Source organism: Mesorhizobium sp. WSM4830 (assembly GCF_055811495.1).
This window is the reverse complement of record NZ_JBVVQI010000049.1, coordinates 1-15,534: the sequence shown is the minus strand read 5'-3', so window position 1 is coordinate 15,534 and position 15,534 is coordinate 1. Positions and strand designations below refer to the sequence as shown.

At 61.8% G+C, this 15,534-nt stretch carries 11 protein-coding genes; 8 read left to right on the top strand and 3 right to left on the bottom strand.

The window, feature by feature from the left end:
• Positions 1–2 precede the first annotated feature (2 nt).
• Positions 3–923 (bottom strand): bifunctional 5,10-methylenetetrahydrofolate dehydrogenase/5,10-methenyltetrahydrofolate cyclohydrolase, encoded by a 921-nt coding sequence (locus AC0L2Y_RS32430; RefSeq protein ID WP_292664484.1) that lies wholly within the window; start codon positions 921–923, stop codon positions 3–5.
• Positions 924–1,204: 281 nt separating this feature from the next.
• Positions 1,205–1,939, bottom strand: coding sequence for a L,D-transpeptidase (locus AC0L2Y_RS32425; protein ID WP_473562053.1), 735 nt, complete (start codon positions 1,937–1,939; stop codon positions 1,205–1,207).
• A 222-nt stretch (positions 1,940–2,161) separates the two neighbouring features.
• On the opposite strand from AC0L2Y_RS32425, the gene AC0L2Y_RS32420 reads away from it, so the two are divergent.
• Positions 2,162–2,797: a DNA-3-methyladenine glycosylase I gene (locus AC0L2Y_RS32420; RefSeq protein WP_473562051.1), complete on the top strand. Its 636-nt coding sequence runs from the start codon at positions 2,162–2,164 to the stop codon at positions 2,795–2,797.
• A 4-nt stretch (positions 2,798–2,801) separates the two neighbouring features.
• Here AC0L2Y_RS32420 and AC0L2Y_RS32415 read toward each other — a convergent pair whose 3' ends face one another.
• Positions 2,802–3,062, bottom strand: a complete 261-nt coding sequence (locus AC0L2Y_RS32415; RefSeq protein ID WP_473562050.1) for a hypothetical protein — start codon at positions 3,060–3,062, stop codon at positions 2,802–2,804.
• A 432-nt stretch (positions 3,063–3,494) separates the two neighbouring features.
• On the opposite strand from AC0L2Y_RS32415, the gene hisS reads away from it, so the two are divergent.
• The 7 genes from hisS (at position 3,495) to AC0L2Y_RS32380 (ending at position 15,197) form a co-directional block, all read left to right on the top strand.
• Positions 3,495–5,057, top strand: a complete 1,563-nt coding sequence (gene hisS / locus AC0L2Y_RS32410) for a histidine--tRNA ligase (RefSeq protein WP_473562049.1) — start codon at positions 3,495–3,497, stop codon at positions 5,055–5,057.
• Between the two features lie 178 nt (positions 5,058–5,235).
• Positions 5,236–6,354, top strand: coding sequence for an ATP phosphoribosyltransferase regulatory subunit (locus tag AC0L2Y_RS32405; RefSeq protein ID WP_473562048.1), 1,119 nt, complete (start codon positions 5,236–5,238; stop codon positions 6,352–6,354).
• On the top strand, positions 6,351–7,070 hold the full coding sequence (gene hisG, locus AC0L2Y_RS32400) for an ATP phosphoribosyltransferase (RefSeq protein WP_473562047.1): 720 nt from the start codon (positions 6,351–6,353) through the stop codon (positions 7,068–7,070). Before AC0L2Y_RS32405 ends, hisG begins: the two co-directional genes overlap by 4 nt.
• A gap of 381 nt (positions 7,071–7,451) precedes the next feature.
• On the top strand, positions 7,452–9,218 hold the full coding sequence (locus tag AC0L2Y_RS32395; protein WP_473562046.1) for an AMP-binding protein: 1,767 nt from the start codon (positions 7,452–7,454) through the stop codon (positions 9,216–9,218).
• Positions 9,219–9,277: 59 nt separating this feature from the next.
• Positions 9,278–9,499 (top strand): cysteine rich repeat-containing protein, encoded by a 222-nt coding sequence (locus tag AC0L2Y_RS32390; protein ID WP_473562045.1) that lies wholly within the window; start codon positions 9,278–9,280, stop codon positions 9,497–9,499.
• Positions 9,500–9,539: 40 nt separating this feature from the next.
• Positions 9,540–10,643, top strand: a complete 1,104-nt coding sequence (locus tag AC0L2Y_RS32385; RefSeq protein ID WP_473562044.1) for a calcium:cation antiporter — start codon at positions 9,540–9,542, stop codon at positions 10,641–10,643.
• Between the two features lie 210 nt (positions 10,644–10,853).
• Positions 10,854–15,197, top strand: a complete 4,344-nt coding sequence (locus tag AC0L2Y_RS32380) for a hypothetical protein (RefSeq protein WP_473562043.1) — start codon at positions 10,854–10,856, stop codon at positions 15,195–15,197.
• The last annotated feature ends 337 nt before the right edge of the window (positions 15,198–15,534 follow it).

Genomic DNA, 15,534 nt, shown 5'->3' with positions numbered 1-15,534 from the left:
GCCTACTCCGCCGCCAGCCGATCCGCCGTGCCGTAGGTCGCCTGGTAGCGGGCGCGCTGGCGGCTGAGCGCCACCATCGTGTTGCGCAGCAGGATCGCCACGGTGATCGGGCCGACGCCGCCCGGCACCGGCGTGATCCACGACGCGACATGCCTGACGCTCTCGGCATCGACGTCGCCGACGATGCGGCTCTCGCCGTCCGGCCCGATCTCCGAATTGATGCCGATATCGATGACCGCCGCACCCGGCTTGACCATGTCGGCCTTGATCAGCCGCGGCTTGCCGACGGCGACGAACAGCGCGTCGGCGCGGCGTGCGTGTGCCGCTACCGAACGTGTCATGTGATGGCAGACCGTCACTGTCGCGCCTTCGCTCATCAAAAGGAAGGCGATCGGCTTGCCGACGATCTCGGAATGGCCGACGACCACCACTTCGAGCCCCTTAAGGTCGAGCCCGGTTTCCCTGAGCAGTTCGACCGAGGCGGCGGCGGTGCAGGGCGCCAGGTCGAGCTGGTTGTAGACGATGTTGCCGATCGAGGCCGGATGCATGCCCTCGACATCCTTGAGCGGATGCACCGCCGCCTGCAGCGTCTTGATCGGGATGTGCACCGGCACCGGCCGCTGGATGATGATGCCGGTGACGCGCGGATCGGCGTTAAGCCCGTGGATCGCCGCTTCGAGTTCGCCGGCGGTGATGTCGGCGCGAAAACGCCTTTCCTCGAAGCCGATGCCGGCCAGCCCCGCCTTGGCGCGCTGGTTGCGGACATAGACATCGACCGCCGCGGTGTCGCCGACGGTGATCGATACCAGCTTGGGCGGAAAGCCTTCGGCTGTTGCGATCGCGGCGTCTTCGCGCACGCCGGCGATGATGCGTTGGGCAACCGGGCCGCCTCTGAGATAGCGGCTGTCATCGGAAAGGGACATTGGGATGGGGCCTTTATCTGGATTTTAGCCGCCACATAGCAAGGCAACGGCGAAAAGGCAGCGCGAAAAGCGAACCGCCATGCCGGTCGCGCGACGTGCTGGCGAAATCTTCCCGTCAATTCTTGCTGGCGATGGCGCAAACAAAAAGGGCAGCACGGCTTGCCGCGCTGCCCTTTCGTGACTGGCCGCATCCCCACACGGCCCGTCCCCCGTTATTCATTCATCTGGCCTTAGAAAGCCAAAGCTAATGTCTTTCTAGACCAGGTGATTCGTTACCGCAACTATATCACCACCACCGTTGTTCCGATATTCACGCGTTCGTAAAGGTCGACCACGTCCTCGTTGCGCATGCGGATGCAGCCCGACGACACCGCGCCGCCGATCGTCCAGGGCTGGTTGGTGCCGTGGATGCGGTACTCGGTCGAACCGAGATAGAGCGCGCGTGCGCCGAGCGGGTTTTCCATGCCGCCGGCGAGATAGGTCGGCAGATAACGGCCCTTGGCGGCTTCGCGGGCGATCATCACCGCCGGCGGCCGCCAGTCCGGCCAGACGCGCTTGTTGGTGATCTTGTGGGTGCCGGACCATTCGAAGCCCGGCTTGCCGGTGCCGACGCCGTAGCGGCGCGCCTTGCCGTTCTTGCCGACGAGATAGAGGAAATTCTCTCGCGTATCGATGACGATCGTGCCCGGCTTCTGCGGGCCGTCATACGCGACCTCCTGCGGCAGATAAATCGGGTCGATCTGCCGCCGCATCACCATGCGCTTGGCCGGCGCCTGCACCGCTGCGGTGCGCAGCTGATCCGGTTCGGCCAGCCGCCGGTAGCGCCGTTGCGGCTGCGCCTCTTGCCGGCTCTGCCGCACGATGCCCGGCGCATGGCCGAGCTGCAGCACCCAGGGCGCCGAAAGGTCGGGACTGACCACCACCGGCGGCCTGTCGGCATAGCGGTCGTTGGCATTGGCGGCGCCGGCCGCAAGCACGGCCGCGGCGCCGAACAGTGGGAACAAGAATGTCTTCATCGCAACGCACCTTGATCGTCGAACATGCCGGGGTGCAAAGCCTCCCCGATTTCGCCGACATTGGGCGCGAAGCGGCAACCGAAACATGAATCGGAATGCCTAAAATGCCGATCTGTCAGTAAAGCTTTTGGTGTGGTTACCGCCCGGTTCAGGAATCTGGTAAAGCCGCGGTAAAGGCCGCGTCAAAACGCGTTAACGCCAAGACACGAACGGAATTCCGCCATGGATGAAAAGACAGGTCTGCTTGCCGGTCCCGACGGTATCGCCCGCTGCTTCTGGCACGGCAATCTGCCGGATTATCTGCACTACCACGACCACGAATGGGGCCGGCCGGTCGCCGACGACCGCCGCCTGTTCGAGAAAATCTGCCTCGAAGGTTTTCAGTCGGGCCTGTCCTGGCTGACCATATTGCGCAAGCGCGACAATTTCCGCGAGGCGTTTGCCGGCTTCGATGTCGACAAGATCGCCGCCTTCACCGACCAGGATGTCGAGCGCCTGCTCGGCAATGCCGGCATCATCCGCCACCGCGGCAAGATCGTCTCGACCATCAACAACGCCAAGCGCGCCCGCGAGCTCATCGACGAGGCCGGCTCGCTGGCTGCATGGTTCTGGAAGTTCGAGCCCGGCCCCGACGAGCGGCCCGAGATCGTCGACCTCGCCCATCTGCGCGCCAACCCGACGACGGCCGTGTCGGTCCGCATTTCGAAGGAGCTGAAGAAGCGCGGCTGGAGCTTTGTCGGCCCGACCACCGTCTACGCCTTCATGCAGGCAATGGGGCTGGTCAACGACCATCTCGAGGGCTGTGTCTGCCGCGAGCCGGTCGAGGCGGAGCGGAAAGCGTTCAACCGGCCGAAGTAGCGGCTCAGGCGCCGCCGGCGCCGGTGCCGGCGAGGAAAAACCCGGCGAGGATGGCCGCCAGCGCGGCGAACACCGGATAGATCACCAGCAGGCCGGTCATCAGCACGTCGCGCATGGTCGGCCCGCTGCGCTGTTGCGCCGCGATCTCGAACGGTCCGGCGATTTGCTTCGTCGTTTTTGGCGCATAACCATCGGCCGGCCGCAGCCGGACCGAGGCGTCGCGTGCGCCGCTATCGATGATGTCGAACTTTTCTAGCGTGGCCATGGCCCCGACCCCCGTGTTTCGGCGCGCTTATCGGCCCGGATTGTGTCGGCACGATGCCGCGCGCATGGCGCAATTGTTTCATTTTTGATGCGGTTTGTTTCGGTCGCCCTGCCTGATGGCTTTGCGCTGCCCCTCATTGCCCTGCCGGGCATTTCTCCCCGTATAGGGACGGGGAGAAAGGACGCCTCCGCCGGTGGTTTCGCCAATCACAGCGTTGCACAAGTAGCGCCGAGGCTGCGACAAGTCCCCTTCTCCCCGTCACTATACGGGGAGAAGGTGCCGGCAGGCGGATGAGGGGCGGCGCGACATTTGCGAACCAACTGGTCCCGCGACATCGCGGAAAAGCCGCAAACCCTTGCCTTCTCCGGGCTGCATCGGTAGGACACGCCGACCCGAAATAAGTCACCGATTACTTAGCAAAGTACCCATCCCATGGCCGACAAATCCGAAAAGATGAAAGCGCGGCTGCCGCGCGGCTTTGTCGACCGCGGCGCCGACGATATGCGTGCCGTCGAGAAGATGATGGCGACGATCCGCTCGGTCTTCGAGCTCTACGGTTTCGAGCCGGTCGACCAGCCGCTGATCGAATACACCGACGCGCTCGGCAAATTCCTGCCCGACCAGGACCGGCCGAACGAAGGCGTGTTCTCGTTCCAGGACGACGACGACCAGTGGCTGTCGCTGCGCTACGACCTGACCGCGCCGATGGCGCGCTTTGTCGCCGAAAATTTTGAGCGCCTGCCGAAACCCTATCGCAGCTATCGCTCCGGCTGGGTGTTCCGCAACGAGAAGCCCGGTCCCGGCCGCTTTCGCCAGTTCATGCAGTTCGACGCCGACACGGTCGGCACGCCGGGCGTCGCCGCCGATGCCGAGATGGCGATGATGATGGCCGACGTGATGGAGGCGCTCGGCATCAAGCGCGGCGATTACGTCGTCCGCGTCAACAACCGCAAAGTGCTCGACGGCGTGCTGGAGGCGATCGGTCTCGGCGGCGACGAGAATATCGGCCGCCGGCTGACCGTGCTGCGGGCGATCGACAAGCTGGACAAGCTTGGCGTCGGGGGCGTGCGCCTGCTTTTGGGCGCGGGGCGCAAGGACGAGAGCGGTGATTTCACCAAGGGTGCTGGGCTGGACAATGCGCAAATCGACGTTGTCATCAGCTATTTCACAGTCATGGCGCAGCACGATCCCGAAAAAATCGTCCAGACACTGGGATCCATCAACCCCGGTCTCAGCAATCTTATCGAGGAAAGGAAACTCGAACATCTGGGCATCACGAACGCCTCGTTTGTCGAGGGCCTTGGAGAGTTGGAGCAGATAAGAACCATGGTCGCACAAAGCGGCTACGGTGAGGATCGCATCCGCATCGACCCCTCCGTCGTCCGCGGCCTCGAATATTACACCGGCCCGGTCTACGAGGCCGAGCTGCTGGCCGAGATCCCCAACGAGGACGGCCAGATCGTGCGCTTCGGCTCGGTCGGCGGCGGCGGACGTTATGACGGTCTGGTCTCGCGCTTCCGCGGCGAGCCGGTGCCGGCGACCGGCTTTTCGATCGGCGTCTCGCGCCTGATGACGGCGCTGAAGAACCTCGGCAAGCTCGATACTTCCGATATCATCGCGCCGGTCGTCGTGCTGACCATGGACAAGGATACGGAAAGCCTCGGCCGCTACCAGAAGATGGTGGCCGAGCTGCGCGCCGCCGGCATCCGCTCGGAAATGTATCTCGGCGGCGCCGGCATGAAGGCGCAGCTGAAATATGCCGACCGCCGCGGTAGCCCGGTCGCCATCATCCAGGGCGGCGACGAGCGCGCCAAGGGCGAGCTGCAGATCAAGGACCTGATCGAGGGCGCCAAGATGTCGGCCGAGATCGCCGACAACGCCGAATGGCGCGCCGCACGCCCGGCGCAGGTGACGGTGGCGGAGAGTGAGCTGGTTGCCGAGGTGAAGAAGATACTGGCGGCGCAGGCGGCCGACCGGGCGAAAGGTGGCGCGTGAGCACCCCCCTCTGGCCTGCCGGCCATCTCCCCCTCAAGGGGGGAGATTGGCAGCTTCAGCCTCGGCGTCTTCTCTCCAACGCTGAAGATTGGCGAAAGCAGGCGCGATATCCAATCTCCCCCCTTGAGGGGGAGATGGCCGGCAGGCCAGAGGGGGGTGCCTCGCGCCCTACATCCCCATGACCTCGCGCCCCGCCATCGCATCAGACATCGCGACGCTCTTCGCCGCGCGCAACACCCATGCGGTCGAGGTTGCCGTGCTGCAGCCGGCCGATCCGTTCCTCGACATGGCCGGCGAGGATTTGCGGCGCCGCATCTTTCTCACTGAAAGCGAGACCGGGCAGACGCTTTGCCTGCGGCCGGAATTCACCATTCCGGTCTGCCTCGACCACATTGCCAGCCAGGCCGGCACGCCGCGCCGCTATTCCTATCTCGGCGAGGTGTTTCGCCAGCGCCGCGAGGGCGGCAACGAGTTCTTCCAGGCCGGCATCGAGGATCTCGGCGACCGCGACACGGCCGCCGCCGACGCGCGTTCGCTGGCCGATGCGCATGCGCTGCTTTCGCTGGTGCTGCCCGGCCGGGAGTTGGCGGTCACGCTCGGCGACCAGACAATTTTCGAGGCGGTGCTGGCAGCGCTTGGCCTGCCGCGCGGCTGGCGCATGCGGCTGGCGCGCGCCTTCGGCTCGGCGCCGATGCTGGAGGCAGCGCTTGCCGACCTCGCCAATCCGCCGCGCAACAGCCAGCTCGCCGGGCCGGTCGCCGCCCTGGTCCTCGACGGCGATCTGGAAGCTCTTTCGGCGCATATCGCCGTCGGCATGGAAGAGGCCGGCCTGTCGGCATCGGCCGGGCGTTCGCCGTCCGAAATCGCGCGGCGCCTGATCGAGAAGGCCGAACTGCGCAGCGTACGGCTGTCGAACGAGGCATTCGCGGCGCTGAAGAGTTTCCTGGCGATCGACGTGCCGCTCGATAGCGCCGCCGGGGCGCTAGAAACTTTCGCGGCCGATGCCGGCCTTTCGCTGGGCGCTGCGCTGGAGAATTTTGCCGCCCGCGCCGCGGCTATCGAAAGCCTCGGCCTGCCGATGTCTGAAATCCGTTACGACGCCGCCTTCGGCCGGCCGCTCGATTATTACACCGGCCTGGTTTTCGAGATCGCGGCGCAGGGCGGCGACCGGCCGCTCGCCGGTGGCGGCCGCTACGACCGGCTGCTGACGCTGCTCGGCGCCAAAACGCCGATCCCCGGCGTCGGTTTTTCCGTCTGGCTCGACCGCATCGAGGCGCTGCGGGAGACGGCACCATGATCACGATGGCGATCCCGTCGAAAGGCCGGCTCAAGGAGCAGGCGCTCGAGGTCTTGGCCAAGGCCGGGCTTGCCGTCAGCCTGCCCGGCGACGAGCGCAAATACCGAGCCCGTATCGATGGCATGGAGAGCGTCGAGATAGCGTTCCTGTCGGCCTCCGAGATCGCCGGCGAGATCGGCCAGGGCTCGGTCGATCTCGGCATCACCGGCGAGGACCTTTTGCGCGAAAACCTCGCCGATTGCGAGGCGCGCGCCGAAATCATCGCCGGCCTCGGTTTCGGCAATGCCGATGTCGTGGTGGCGGTGCCCGACATCTGGCTCGACGTCGACACCATGGCCGACCTCGACGACGTCGCCGCCGATTTCCGCCAGCGCCACGGCCGGCGGCTCAGGATCGCCACCAAATACTGGCGCCTGACCCAGCAGTTCTTTTCGCAAAAGCACGGCATCCAGGTCTACCGCATCGTCGAAAGCCTCGGCGCCACCGAAGGCGCGCCGGCGGCCGGATTGGCCGACATCGTCGTCGACATCACCACGTCAGGCGCGACGCTGCGCGCCAACCATCTCAAAGTGCTGGCCGATGGCGTGATCCTGCGCTCGCAGGCCTGCCTCGTAGCGTCGCGGAAGGTGCGCGCCGCGGCCGACGAGGCGGTGTTGCGCGATATTGCGGCAAGGGTGGCGTCGGTGAACGCAGGCGCTGCCAATCTCCCCCCTTGAGGGGGAGATGTCGCCGAAGGCGACAGAGGGGGTCGGTTCGTCTTGACGCGACTCTCTTAACCGACAGAACAGCCTGGAGCTCCACGCGAGGCGACCCCCTCTGGCCTGCCGGCCATCTCCCCCTCAAGGGGGGAGATAAGCAGCTGCGCCGCTGGCGCCTGAAGCGATTTTCCTGACATACAGCAATTTTGTTCTTGCTTTGTGCCGGCAGCTATGCTACTAATCTGGGTATGGTGCCAATTGGCCCCGAAGACCCGCCCGCCGAGGCGGGTTTTTTGTTTTCGGCCCCGACAGGCGAGTTCTCACCCAGCCCTACCATCGACGGGATTTCCACCACCCCGCCGGGCTGATAGGCTCGGCCCGTCTGCGGAGGACACGGCGATGCCGATCAATCTCGACGAGTTGAAGAATGCCACCAGCCTGCGCGGCAAGCGCGATGGCGGTTCGTTCATTGCGCCGGTCGACGGCACGGCGCATGTCTCGGGCGAGCGCAGCGTGCCGCTGCTCAACCTGACCATCCCGGCGCTGTTTGCCGATACGGTCGGCAAATACGGCACGCTCGATGCAGCTGTCTTCGTCGAGCAGGACAAGCGCTTTACCTGGGAGGAACTGTCGGAGACCGTCGATGCGCTGGCCGCCGGCTTCCTGGCGCTCGGCCTCGAGAAGGGCGACCGCGTCGGCATCTGGTCGCCGAACCGCTGGGAATGGCTGGTGACGCAATTCGCCACCGCCCGCATCGGCCTGATCCTGGTCAACATTAACCCGGCCTACCGGCTGGTCGAGCTGGAATATGCCTTGAACAGGGTCGGCTGCAAGGCGCTGGTCACCGCTGCCAAGTTCAAAAGCTCCGACTATCTCGGCATGATCGAGACGCTGGCGCCGGAGATCGCCAGGGCCACCCCGGGCAAGCTCGATGCCAACAGACTGCCGTCGCTGAAGATCGTCATTCGCATGGACGAGGAGAGTTCGCCGGGCATGTTCAATTTCGCCGACGTGCTGGCGATGGCTGGGCGCGACGAGCATGACAGGCTCGACCGCATCTCCGACGGGTTGAAACCGGACGATGCCATCAACATCCAGTTTACCTCAGGCACGACCGGCGCGCCGAAGGGCGCGACGCTGACCCACAACAACATCGTCAACAACGGCAATTTCGTCACCGCGGCAATCCGGCTCACCGTCGACGACCTGCTGTGCATCCCGGTGCCGCTCTACCATTGCTTCGGCATGTCGATGGGCACGATGGGCTGCGTCACCAAGGGCGCGACCATGGTTTTCCCGAGCGAGGGGTTCGATGCCGGCGCCACGCTGAAGGCGGTGGCAACGGAACGCTGCACCGCGCTCTACGGCGTGCCGACCATGTTCGTCGGCCTGCTCGACCATCCGGAGTTCGCCTCCTTCGATCTCACCAGCCTGCGCACCGGCATCATGGCCGGTTCGCCATGCCCGATCGAGGTGATGAAAAAAGTGGTGTCGCTGATGCATATGGCCGAGGTGACCATCGCCTATGGCATGACCGAGACCAGTCCGGTGTCGTTCCAGAGCAGTGTCGACGATCCGCTGGAAAAGCGCGTCTCGACCGTCGGCCGCGTCCATCCTCATGTCGAGGTCAAGGCCATCGACGCCGAAGGCGCCACCGTCGCGGTCGGCGCGCCGGGCGAGCTCTGCACGCGCGGCTATTCCGTGATGAAGGGCTATTGGGACGACGAAGCAAAGACCCGCGAGGCCATCGACGCCGACGGCTGGATGCACACCGGCGACCTCGCCACCATCGATGCCGAGGGCTATTGCAACATCGTCGGCCGGGTCAAGGACATGGTCATCCGCGGCGGCGAGAACGTCTATCCGCGCGAGGTCGAGGAGTTCCTCTATCGCCACCCCAAGGTCAAGGAGGTGCAGGTGTTCGGCATTCCCGACCCGAAATACGGCGAGGAGCTGTGCGCCTGGATCGTGCTGAAGCCAGGCCAGATCACCACCGAGCAGGAGATCAAGGCCTTCTGCGCCGGCCAGATCGCCCATTTCAAGATCCCGCGCTACATCCGCTTCCGCACCGAATTGCCGATGACGGTGACCGGCAAGCCGCAGAAATACCTGATGCGCCAGGCGATGATCGACGAACTGGGACTGGTGACGCAGAAGACGGCGTGAAGGCTTCCGTCTAAGCGTGACGGAGGCGTTGTTTGGGCAACATATTTGAGGGATGTTCCATGCGGATTGCGTTAGGCGTGCTTTTCCTGGCAACGCAGCTGGCAGCCACCGCGGCGCTGGCGCAGACGGCGGCCGAGCGTGAGGCCTGCCAGGCAGATTACCAGAGATTGTGCAAGGGCGTGCTGCCGGGCGGTGGCCGCGTCGTCAAATGCCTGGCCGGTCACATGAGCGAGCTGACGCCCGAATGCAAGAAGGTCGTCAAGGCCAACACGCCCGGATAGCGCGCGAGCTTCCCTGCCGGTGGAAGGCAAAAAAGTGACAATGAGTGGTTTTGCAAGATCGGCGGTTTCCTACGGCATGCCGTTGGCCGCCCTGGCGATGGCTGTCGCGGTCAGGGCCAGCGGGGTGTCGGTGGACGAAGGGTCGCTGGGCACCAGGATATTCATCGGCGCGCTTTCGAGCGCGATCATGTTCATCACCATTTTCGTGGTGCTCGACCACGCCGAGGCGGTGGCCAGGCGGGTAGGCGAGCCGTACGGCACGTTGGTGCTGACCATCGCCGTAACGGCAATCGAAGTGTCGATCATCGTTTCCATCATGCTGCACGGCGCCAACAACCCGACGCTTGCACGCGAATCCGTGTTCTCGACGGTGATGATCACCTCCACCGGCGTTGTCGGCATGTGTCTGACGTTTGGCGGCTGGCGCCATCGCAAGCAGGCGATCGTCCGGCAAGGGACCAGCGCCTATCTGGCGGTTCTGGTCGCGCTCAGCGTCATGACGCTCATTCTGCCGACCTACACGCGAACCACCGATCCCGGCACGTTTTCGGCGGCGCAACTTGGCTTCGTCAGCGTGCTTTCGGTGCTGCTCTATGCCGGTTTTCTGTTCGCGCAGACTGTCCGCCACCGCGACGATTTCATCGACGCACAAGCACATGGCGCTGCAGTGCGAACCGACGCTCACGAAAGCCTCGCCGCCGGCGCCGTGCTCCTGTTGATCGGGCTGATCGGCATCGTCATGCTGGCCGAACAGGTCGCGGCCAGCGTCGAAGATGCGCTCGTCGCCTACCAGGTGCCGCAGGCCGACGCCATTGTCGGAGCGATGATCGCCGGCCTGGTGTTGATGCCGGAGGCGATCTCGGCAGTTCGTGCCGCACTTAGCAACGAGCTGCAGCGCGGCCTGAACGTCGCCATGGGTTCGGCCTGCGCCACGATCGGCCTGACAATACCAGGCATCGCCGCCGCCAGCCTGCTGACCGGAAGAGGGCTGACCCTGGGACTGCCGGCGACCGACGTGGTGCTTTTGGTCCTGGCGCTTTTCATCTGCAATGTGAGCTTTAGCACGGAGAGAACGACGTTCCTGACCGGGCTGGTGCATCTGGTGGTGTTTTGCACGTATGTGTTTTTGATATTTGTGCCGTGAGCGGGGTGGGGGAAGTTCATCTGTCTCGCGCCAACTGCGACATCCTAAGCGCTGCGGGAAAACTTCTGCTTGCACTGGCAATAGGAACGTTCGCTGCCGCCTGACTTGCAGGGTATCGTTGCAGTTCAGTTTTTGGGCCAGTAGTTGCCTAGTGTGCCGTAACAGATAGGAATCCTTCCGGCGCAACTTCGAGTCGCATGTGAGCTTTGAATGTCATTCGTTGAGCTAAATCGCTGGTTCGCTCCAGTTGCGAAGGATCAGGAGATAGATCCTGATTTCAATCTCACCCGCTTCTGGGGTCCGACGACATACGGCTGGCTCGATTGGCAAAAACTCCTAACTTATCGTCGAGTAGTTGTGCTCGCCGAGGCTTCAACCGGCAAAACCGAAGAATTTCGGAGTCAAGCTTCATTACTGAGCAATGAGGGAAAAGCGGCCTTCAATGTACGCGTCGAGGAATTAGCGGACCAAGGACTTGAAGGCGCTCTCGGTCTCGAGGAAGCTGACCGACTCGAAAGATGGAAAGCAGGAACCGAACTCGGCTGGTTCTTTTTAGACTCCGTCGACGAGGCCCGACTAAATCGAAAGAGTTTCGCAACAGCCCTCAAGCGTTTTGCCAGGGACTGCGGACCTTCCCTTGATCGAGTCCATGTATACGTTTCCTGTCGGGCGTTCATCTGGGAGGATCGCGACGATAGAAGCACAATTGAAGAATACATTCGACCTGCCCCAAAGCGTGCCGAAACAGTCCTCCCAGAGGACAAGGAAAAGAAGCTTTTAGATCCGGTCTTCAACGACAGGAAATCTGATCGAAGCTCTGGCGACCCATCTCAGCTGTTAAATTCCTTTGAGCCGCTCATAGTTCGTCTGGTCCCGCTCAACAGACAGATGGCAGCCAATCTCGCCGCGCGACATGGTGTAGATGATGTCCAAGCATTCTCCGAGGCGATTGACGTCGCGGGGCTTGAGAACATGGCTCAGCGTCCTGGCGACGTCTTGGACATGGTTGCCTACTGGCTAGAGCACGGGCAGCTCGGAAGCGTAACGCAGATGACTGAATTCAGCATTCAGCGTAAGCTGCTTGAATCCAATCAGACATATGCTCGGCTTGCCGACCTGAGGCCAGACCAGGCGCGTCTTTCCGCAGAGAGCCTCGCGGCAGCATTGACGTTTGGAAAGTCCTTCACTTTGAAGGCGTCATCAGAGAGTGATCCGAGCCTAACCAGCGGCGCCATCGATCCTGTTATGGTTTTGGACGAGTTAACCTCAGCCGGAGGGGAGGCACTGCTTATGCGTGCGCTCTTCGCACCGTCTACTTACGGAAGGATCAGGTTTAATCATCGAACCGTCCAGGAGTATCTCACAGCGTGTTGGTTGGATCGGCTACTAACAAACGGATGCCCCGTACCAGAAATCTGGAACCTAATCTTTGTAGAAAAGTATGGAGTTGAGACTATCGCACCATCCCTCCGCGCTGCCGCAGCTTGGTTGGCGCAGTGGCGCAAAGACTTTTGCGACGAGATAATACGCCGTGAGCCGATAGTCGTACTCCAATATGGTGACCCCAGATCATTAGACATCGACTGTCGAAGACGAATCCTAGCCTCACTCGCAGAGAAGCATCTGGATGGTGAGGTTTCAGACGCCAGTCTCGATCACCGGAACCTGGTCCTCTTTGCAGACGAGCGCCTTGCAGGCGACATCGGTAATGCCTGGAATGTCAATACCCGCGAAGATTTCCGTTTCCTGCTGCTCCGCCTAATTCGCGATAGAGCGATATGCGGGTGTGAAAAGATACTAAGATCGGTAATCGAGAATGAGCAGGAACATGATTACCATCGAGTGCTCGCACTCAACGGTATTGTAGCCTGTCAGGATGCGGAAGGGATCCGTTGGGCAAAGGAGCGCGCGGCTTCGGATCCATCATCTATGAGCGCAAGGCTAGCAGCTGGATTCGCGACAGCCCTGTTTCCGGGCCACATCGGTGTCGAGGAGTTGATCGCACTTATAGAACACTCCAAGCCTCCGAGGTCTGGGTCGACCGAAGGATTTCGTCACGAAATCTCGTCGCTTTTCGAAAGGACCCCTGTTTCCGACCGTCCAAAGCTCGCCGAAGCGCTTAGCGATCTGGTGTTTCGTCAGCCGTTCAAAAGCGAGTACAGAAGAGTATCTGCTCAGTTTGGCTTCTTGGCAAAAGAGATTGGCTCCGCATTACGGGGGGAGTTGTCTAGGGTGCGGAGTGGTGAACCGCCTTCTGGATTGATCAAGTTATTGATGGCGATAGAGCGTAACGGCGAAAATTGGTCCAGCGGCGACAAGATGCCGACCATTCCGGAACTCGTAAGGGCAAACCCAAGAATTAATCGAGCTTTGCTCTGGGCGGACGTTGCCGAAGTGAGGGGGTCTGAAAACTCAAGAGATCGGGAGATCATTCGGCCTTGGCAGCTCTATTTCGGAGGCCCGACCTTTTTCGCCGCAGCCGACAAGGATCTCAGTTGGCTTCTCAATGATGCGGCCACAAAACCGAACGTCAATGATCGTCGGATCGCGTTCTGCGCAGCATTCGGGGTCATTGATGCTGCTGGCCGGCCAGATTCTGGGCTGGAGCGACTAAAGGAGATCGCCAGCTCCAATTCTTTGTTGCAGCAAGATCTTGACGGGTATCTTGCACCTCGGAAGGAGAGCCCCGAAGACCGACGCTACCGCAAGGAACACGAAGCTCGAGAACGAAAGCACCGGGCTCGGGAGGAGCGCGACAAGGAGTCCTGGCGCGCATTTGGCAGATTGTTGGAACAAGAACCTTCGCTCTTAAGTCGGGCAGAAAACCTCAAGGATTGGAAGTCGGGCATTCATAGACTGGAGGACTTGACCCGCTGGCTGAGACGGCGGACCAACTCTGATCGTGCTGATGCACCCAGACAGTGGCGACTTCTGGAGGAAGGGTTCAGCCGACACGTGGCCGAAGCCTATCGAGACGGCATGATGGCCATGTGGCGGAACGTCCAACCCGCGCGACCCGATCGAAAGCCCGGCGGGATTGTCACGACGTCAAGATTGACGCTGCTTGCGTTCGGCGGAATAGACATGGAGGCCGCCGAGGCACCCGACTGGCCGGAAGACTTGTGCGCTACCGACGCATCCTTGGCAGCCCGACATGGTTGCCTGACCGAGGAGGGTTTTCCTGACTGGATGGATAGGCTTGTATCGGCGCATCCACTGGCAACGATTTCCATTCTCCACAATCAGATTACGCGAGAATGGATAGGACCTAGCGAAGTCGCCAGCTACTTCTTGTACCACTATGCATCTCATGGAGCGCAAATATCGCGGCCTGTCCAAGATGTTATTGCTGATGTAATAATTGGCGCAGAGGCTGGAAATGTCGAAACGCTACAACGTGCGATCCCAATACTTGCACAATGCGAACTCCAGTCCAAACAATTCCAAAAGTTGGCTGCGACGTTTGAACACCGCTTCCAAAGCTGTAGGGACGACAAGGAAGACTTCGCACTTGGAAATCTTGGATTAGTGTTTCTGTTGTCGCCAGCCCGAGGGCTAGAACTCCTGCAACATTGGATAGGGCCCGTCGAGCCAGCCTCGGGCGTCACGCGCGCAACACGCATTATCGGTCGACTGTTCGACGGCCATCACCATGGCCTAGCAGTACCTGCATTAGGGCGCGCAGATGTGCAAACCTTGGAGGACCTGTTGAGGCTCGCTTACCGACACATCCGTCCTGAGGATGACACCCGACACGAGGGAACGTACACGCCTGGCCCACGGGATTATGCCGAAAGCGCCAGGAGTTCTATTCTTTCAAGCCTTTTGAAGCGACCGGGAGAGGAGGCCTTCCGCTCGATCAACCGCCTCCCAAAAGAAGCACTATTTTCGGGCCGAATAGAACGTTTTCGCGAGCTAGCCCGGGCCAAAGCCGAGCAGGATTCAGAGCGCCCTGCTTGGACGCCAGCGGAGACGCGAGAATTGGAGCGATCACACTTGGCGCCTGTGAAGACTGGCGATGACCTTTTCAGTGTTGCCTTGGGCGTGCTCGCCGACATCAATTTCCATCTCCATAAGGCCGACGTATCCTCACGCGCGTTGCTCCAGCGAGCAGGAGACGAGGACGAGGTTCGGAACTGGCTTATGGAGCAGATGGACTTGAGAGCGCGCAAGCGATTCAGAACTTATCGTGAAGCATTTGTAGCTGATAGCGATCGCCCCGATATAGTTGTTGTGTCGAACACGGCCCATTGCGAGGTGGCCATCGAAGTTAAGCACGGCGGCAAGGATTGGAGCTTGCGTCAACTTAATGACGCCCTCCGTACACAGCTGGTGGAAAACTATCTGAAACCGGCCACGCGGCGTCACGGCATCTTGGTGGTTTCCAATCATCGTTCGAGATACTGGATTGATCCGGAAACAGGCAAACGGACTCTCTTTGCCGCTGTGGTTGGCTCGCTCGCGTCGGCGGCATTGTCAATGGACCACAATTCAAGTGGAGCAATTAAGGTCGCAGTGGTTGGATTTGATACTGTCCGACAGGTGCGTTCTTAGCAGCCGAGTTGGAACCTCCGTGGGTGGCCTTCGCGGCAGCAACTCTCAACCCGCCAACACCGCTGCATCCAACCCGCGACTACTCTTCGCCAACTCGACCCGCTCGACCGCCGCGAGGGGAGGGCGGAATCGCCGGCCGGCACGGCAAGGACGAGCCGGCCCGAAAAAAGCGCCTCAGCGATCAGTCTAGGGTACGCCTCCGGCGAAGGCCGCCTTGCGAGAAGATGGCACGGTAGCGAGGCTGCGCTCTTAAGGTCGTCCGTACGCCTCCGGCGAAGGCCGCCTTGCGAGAAGATGGCACGGTAGCGAGGCTGCGCTCTTAAGGTCGTCCTTACGA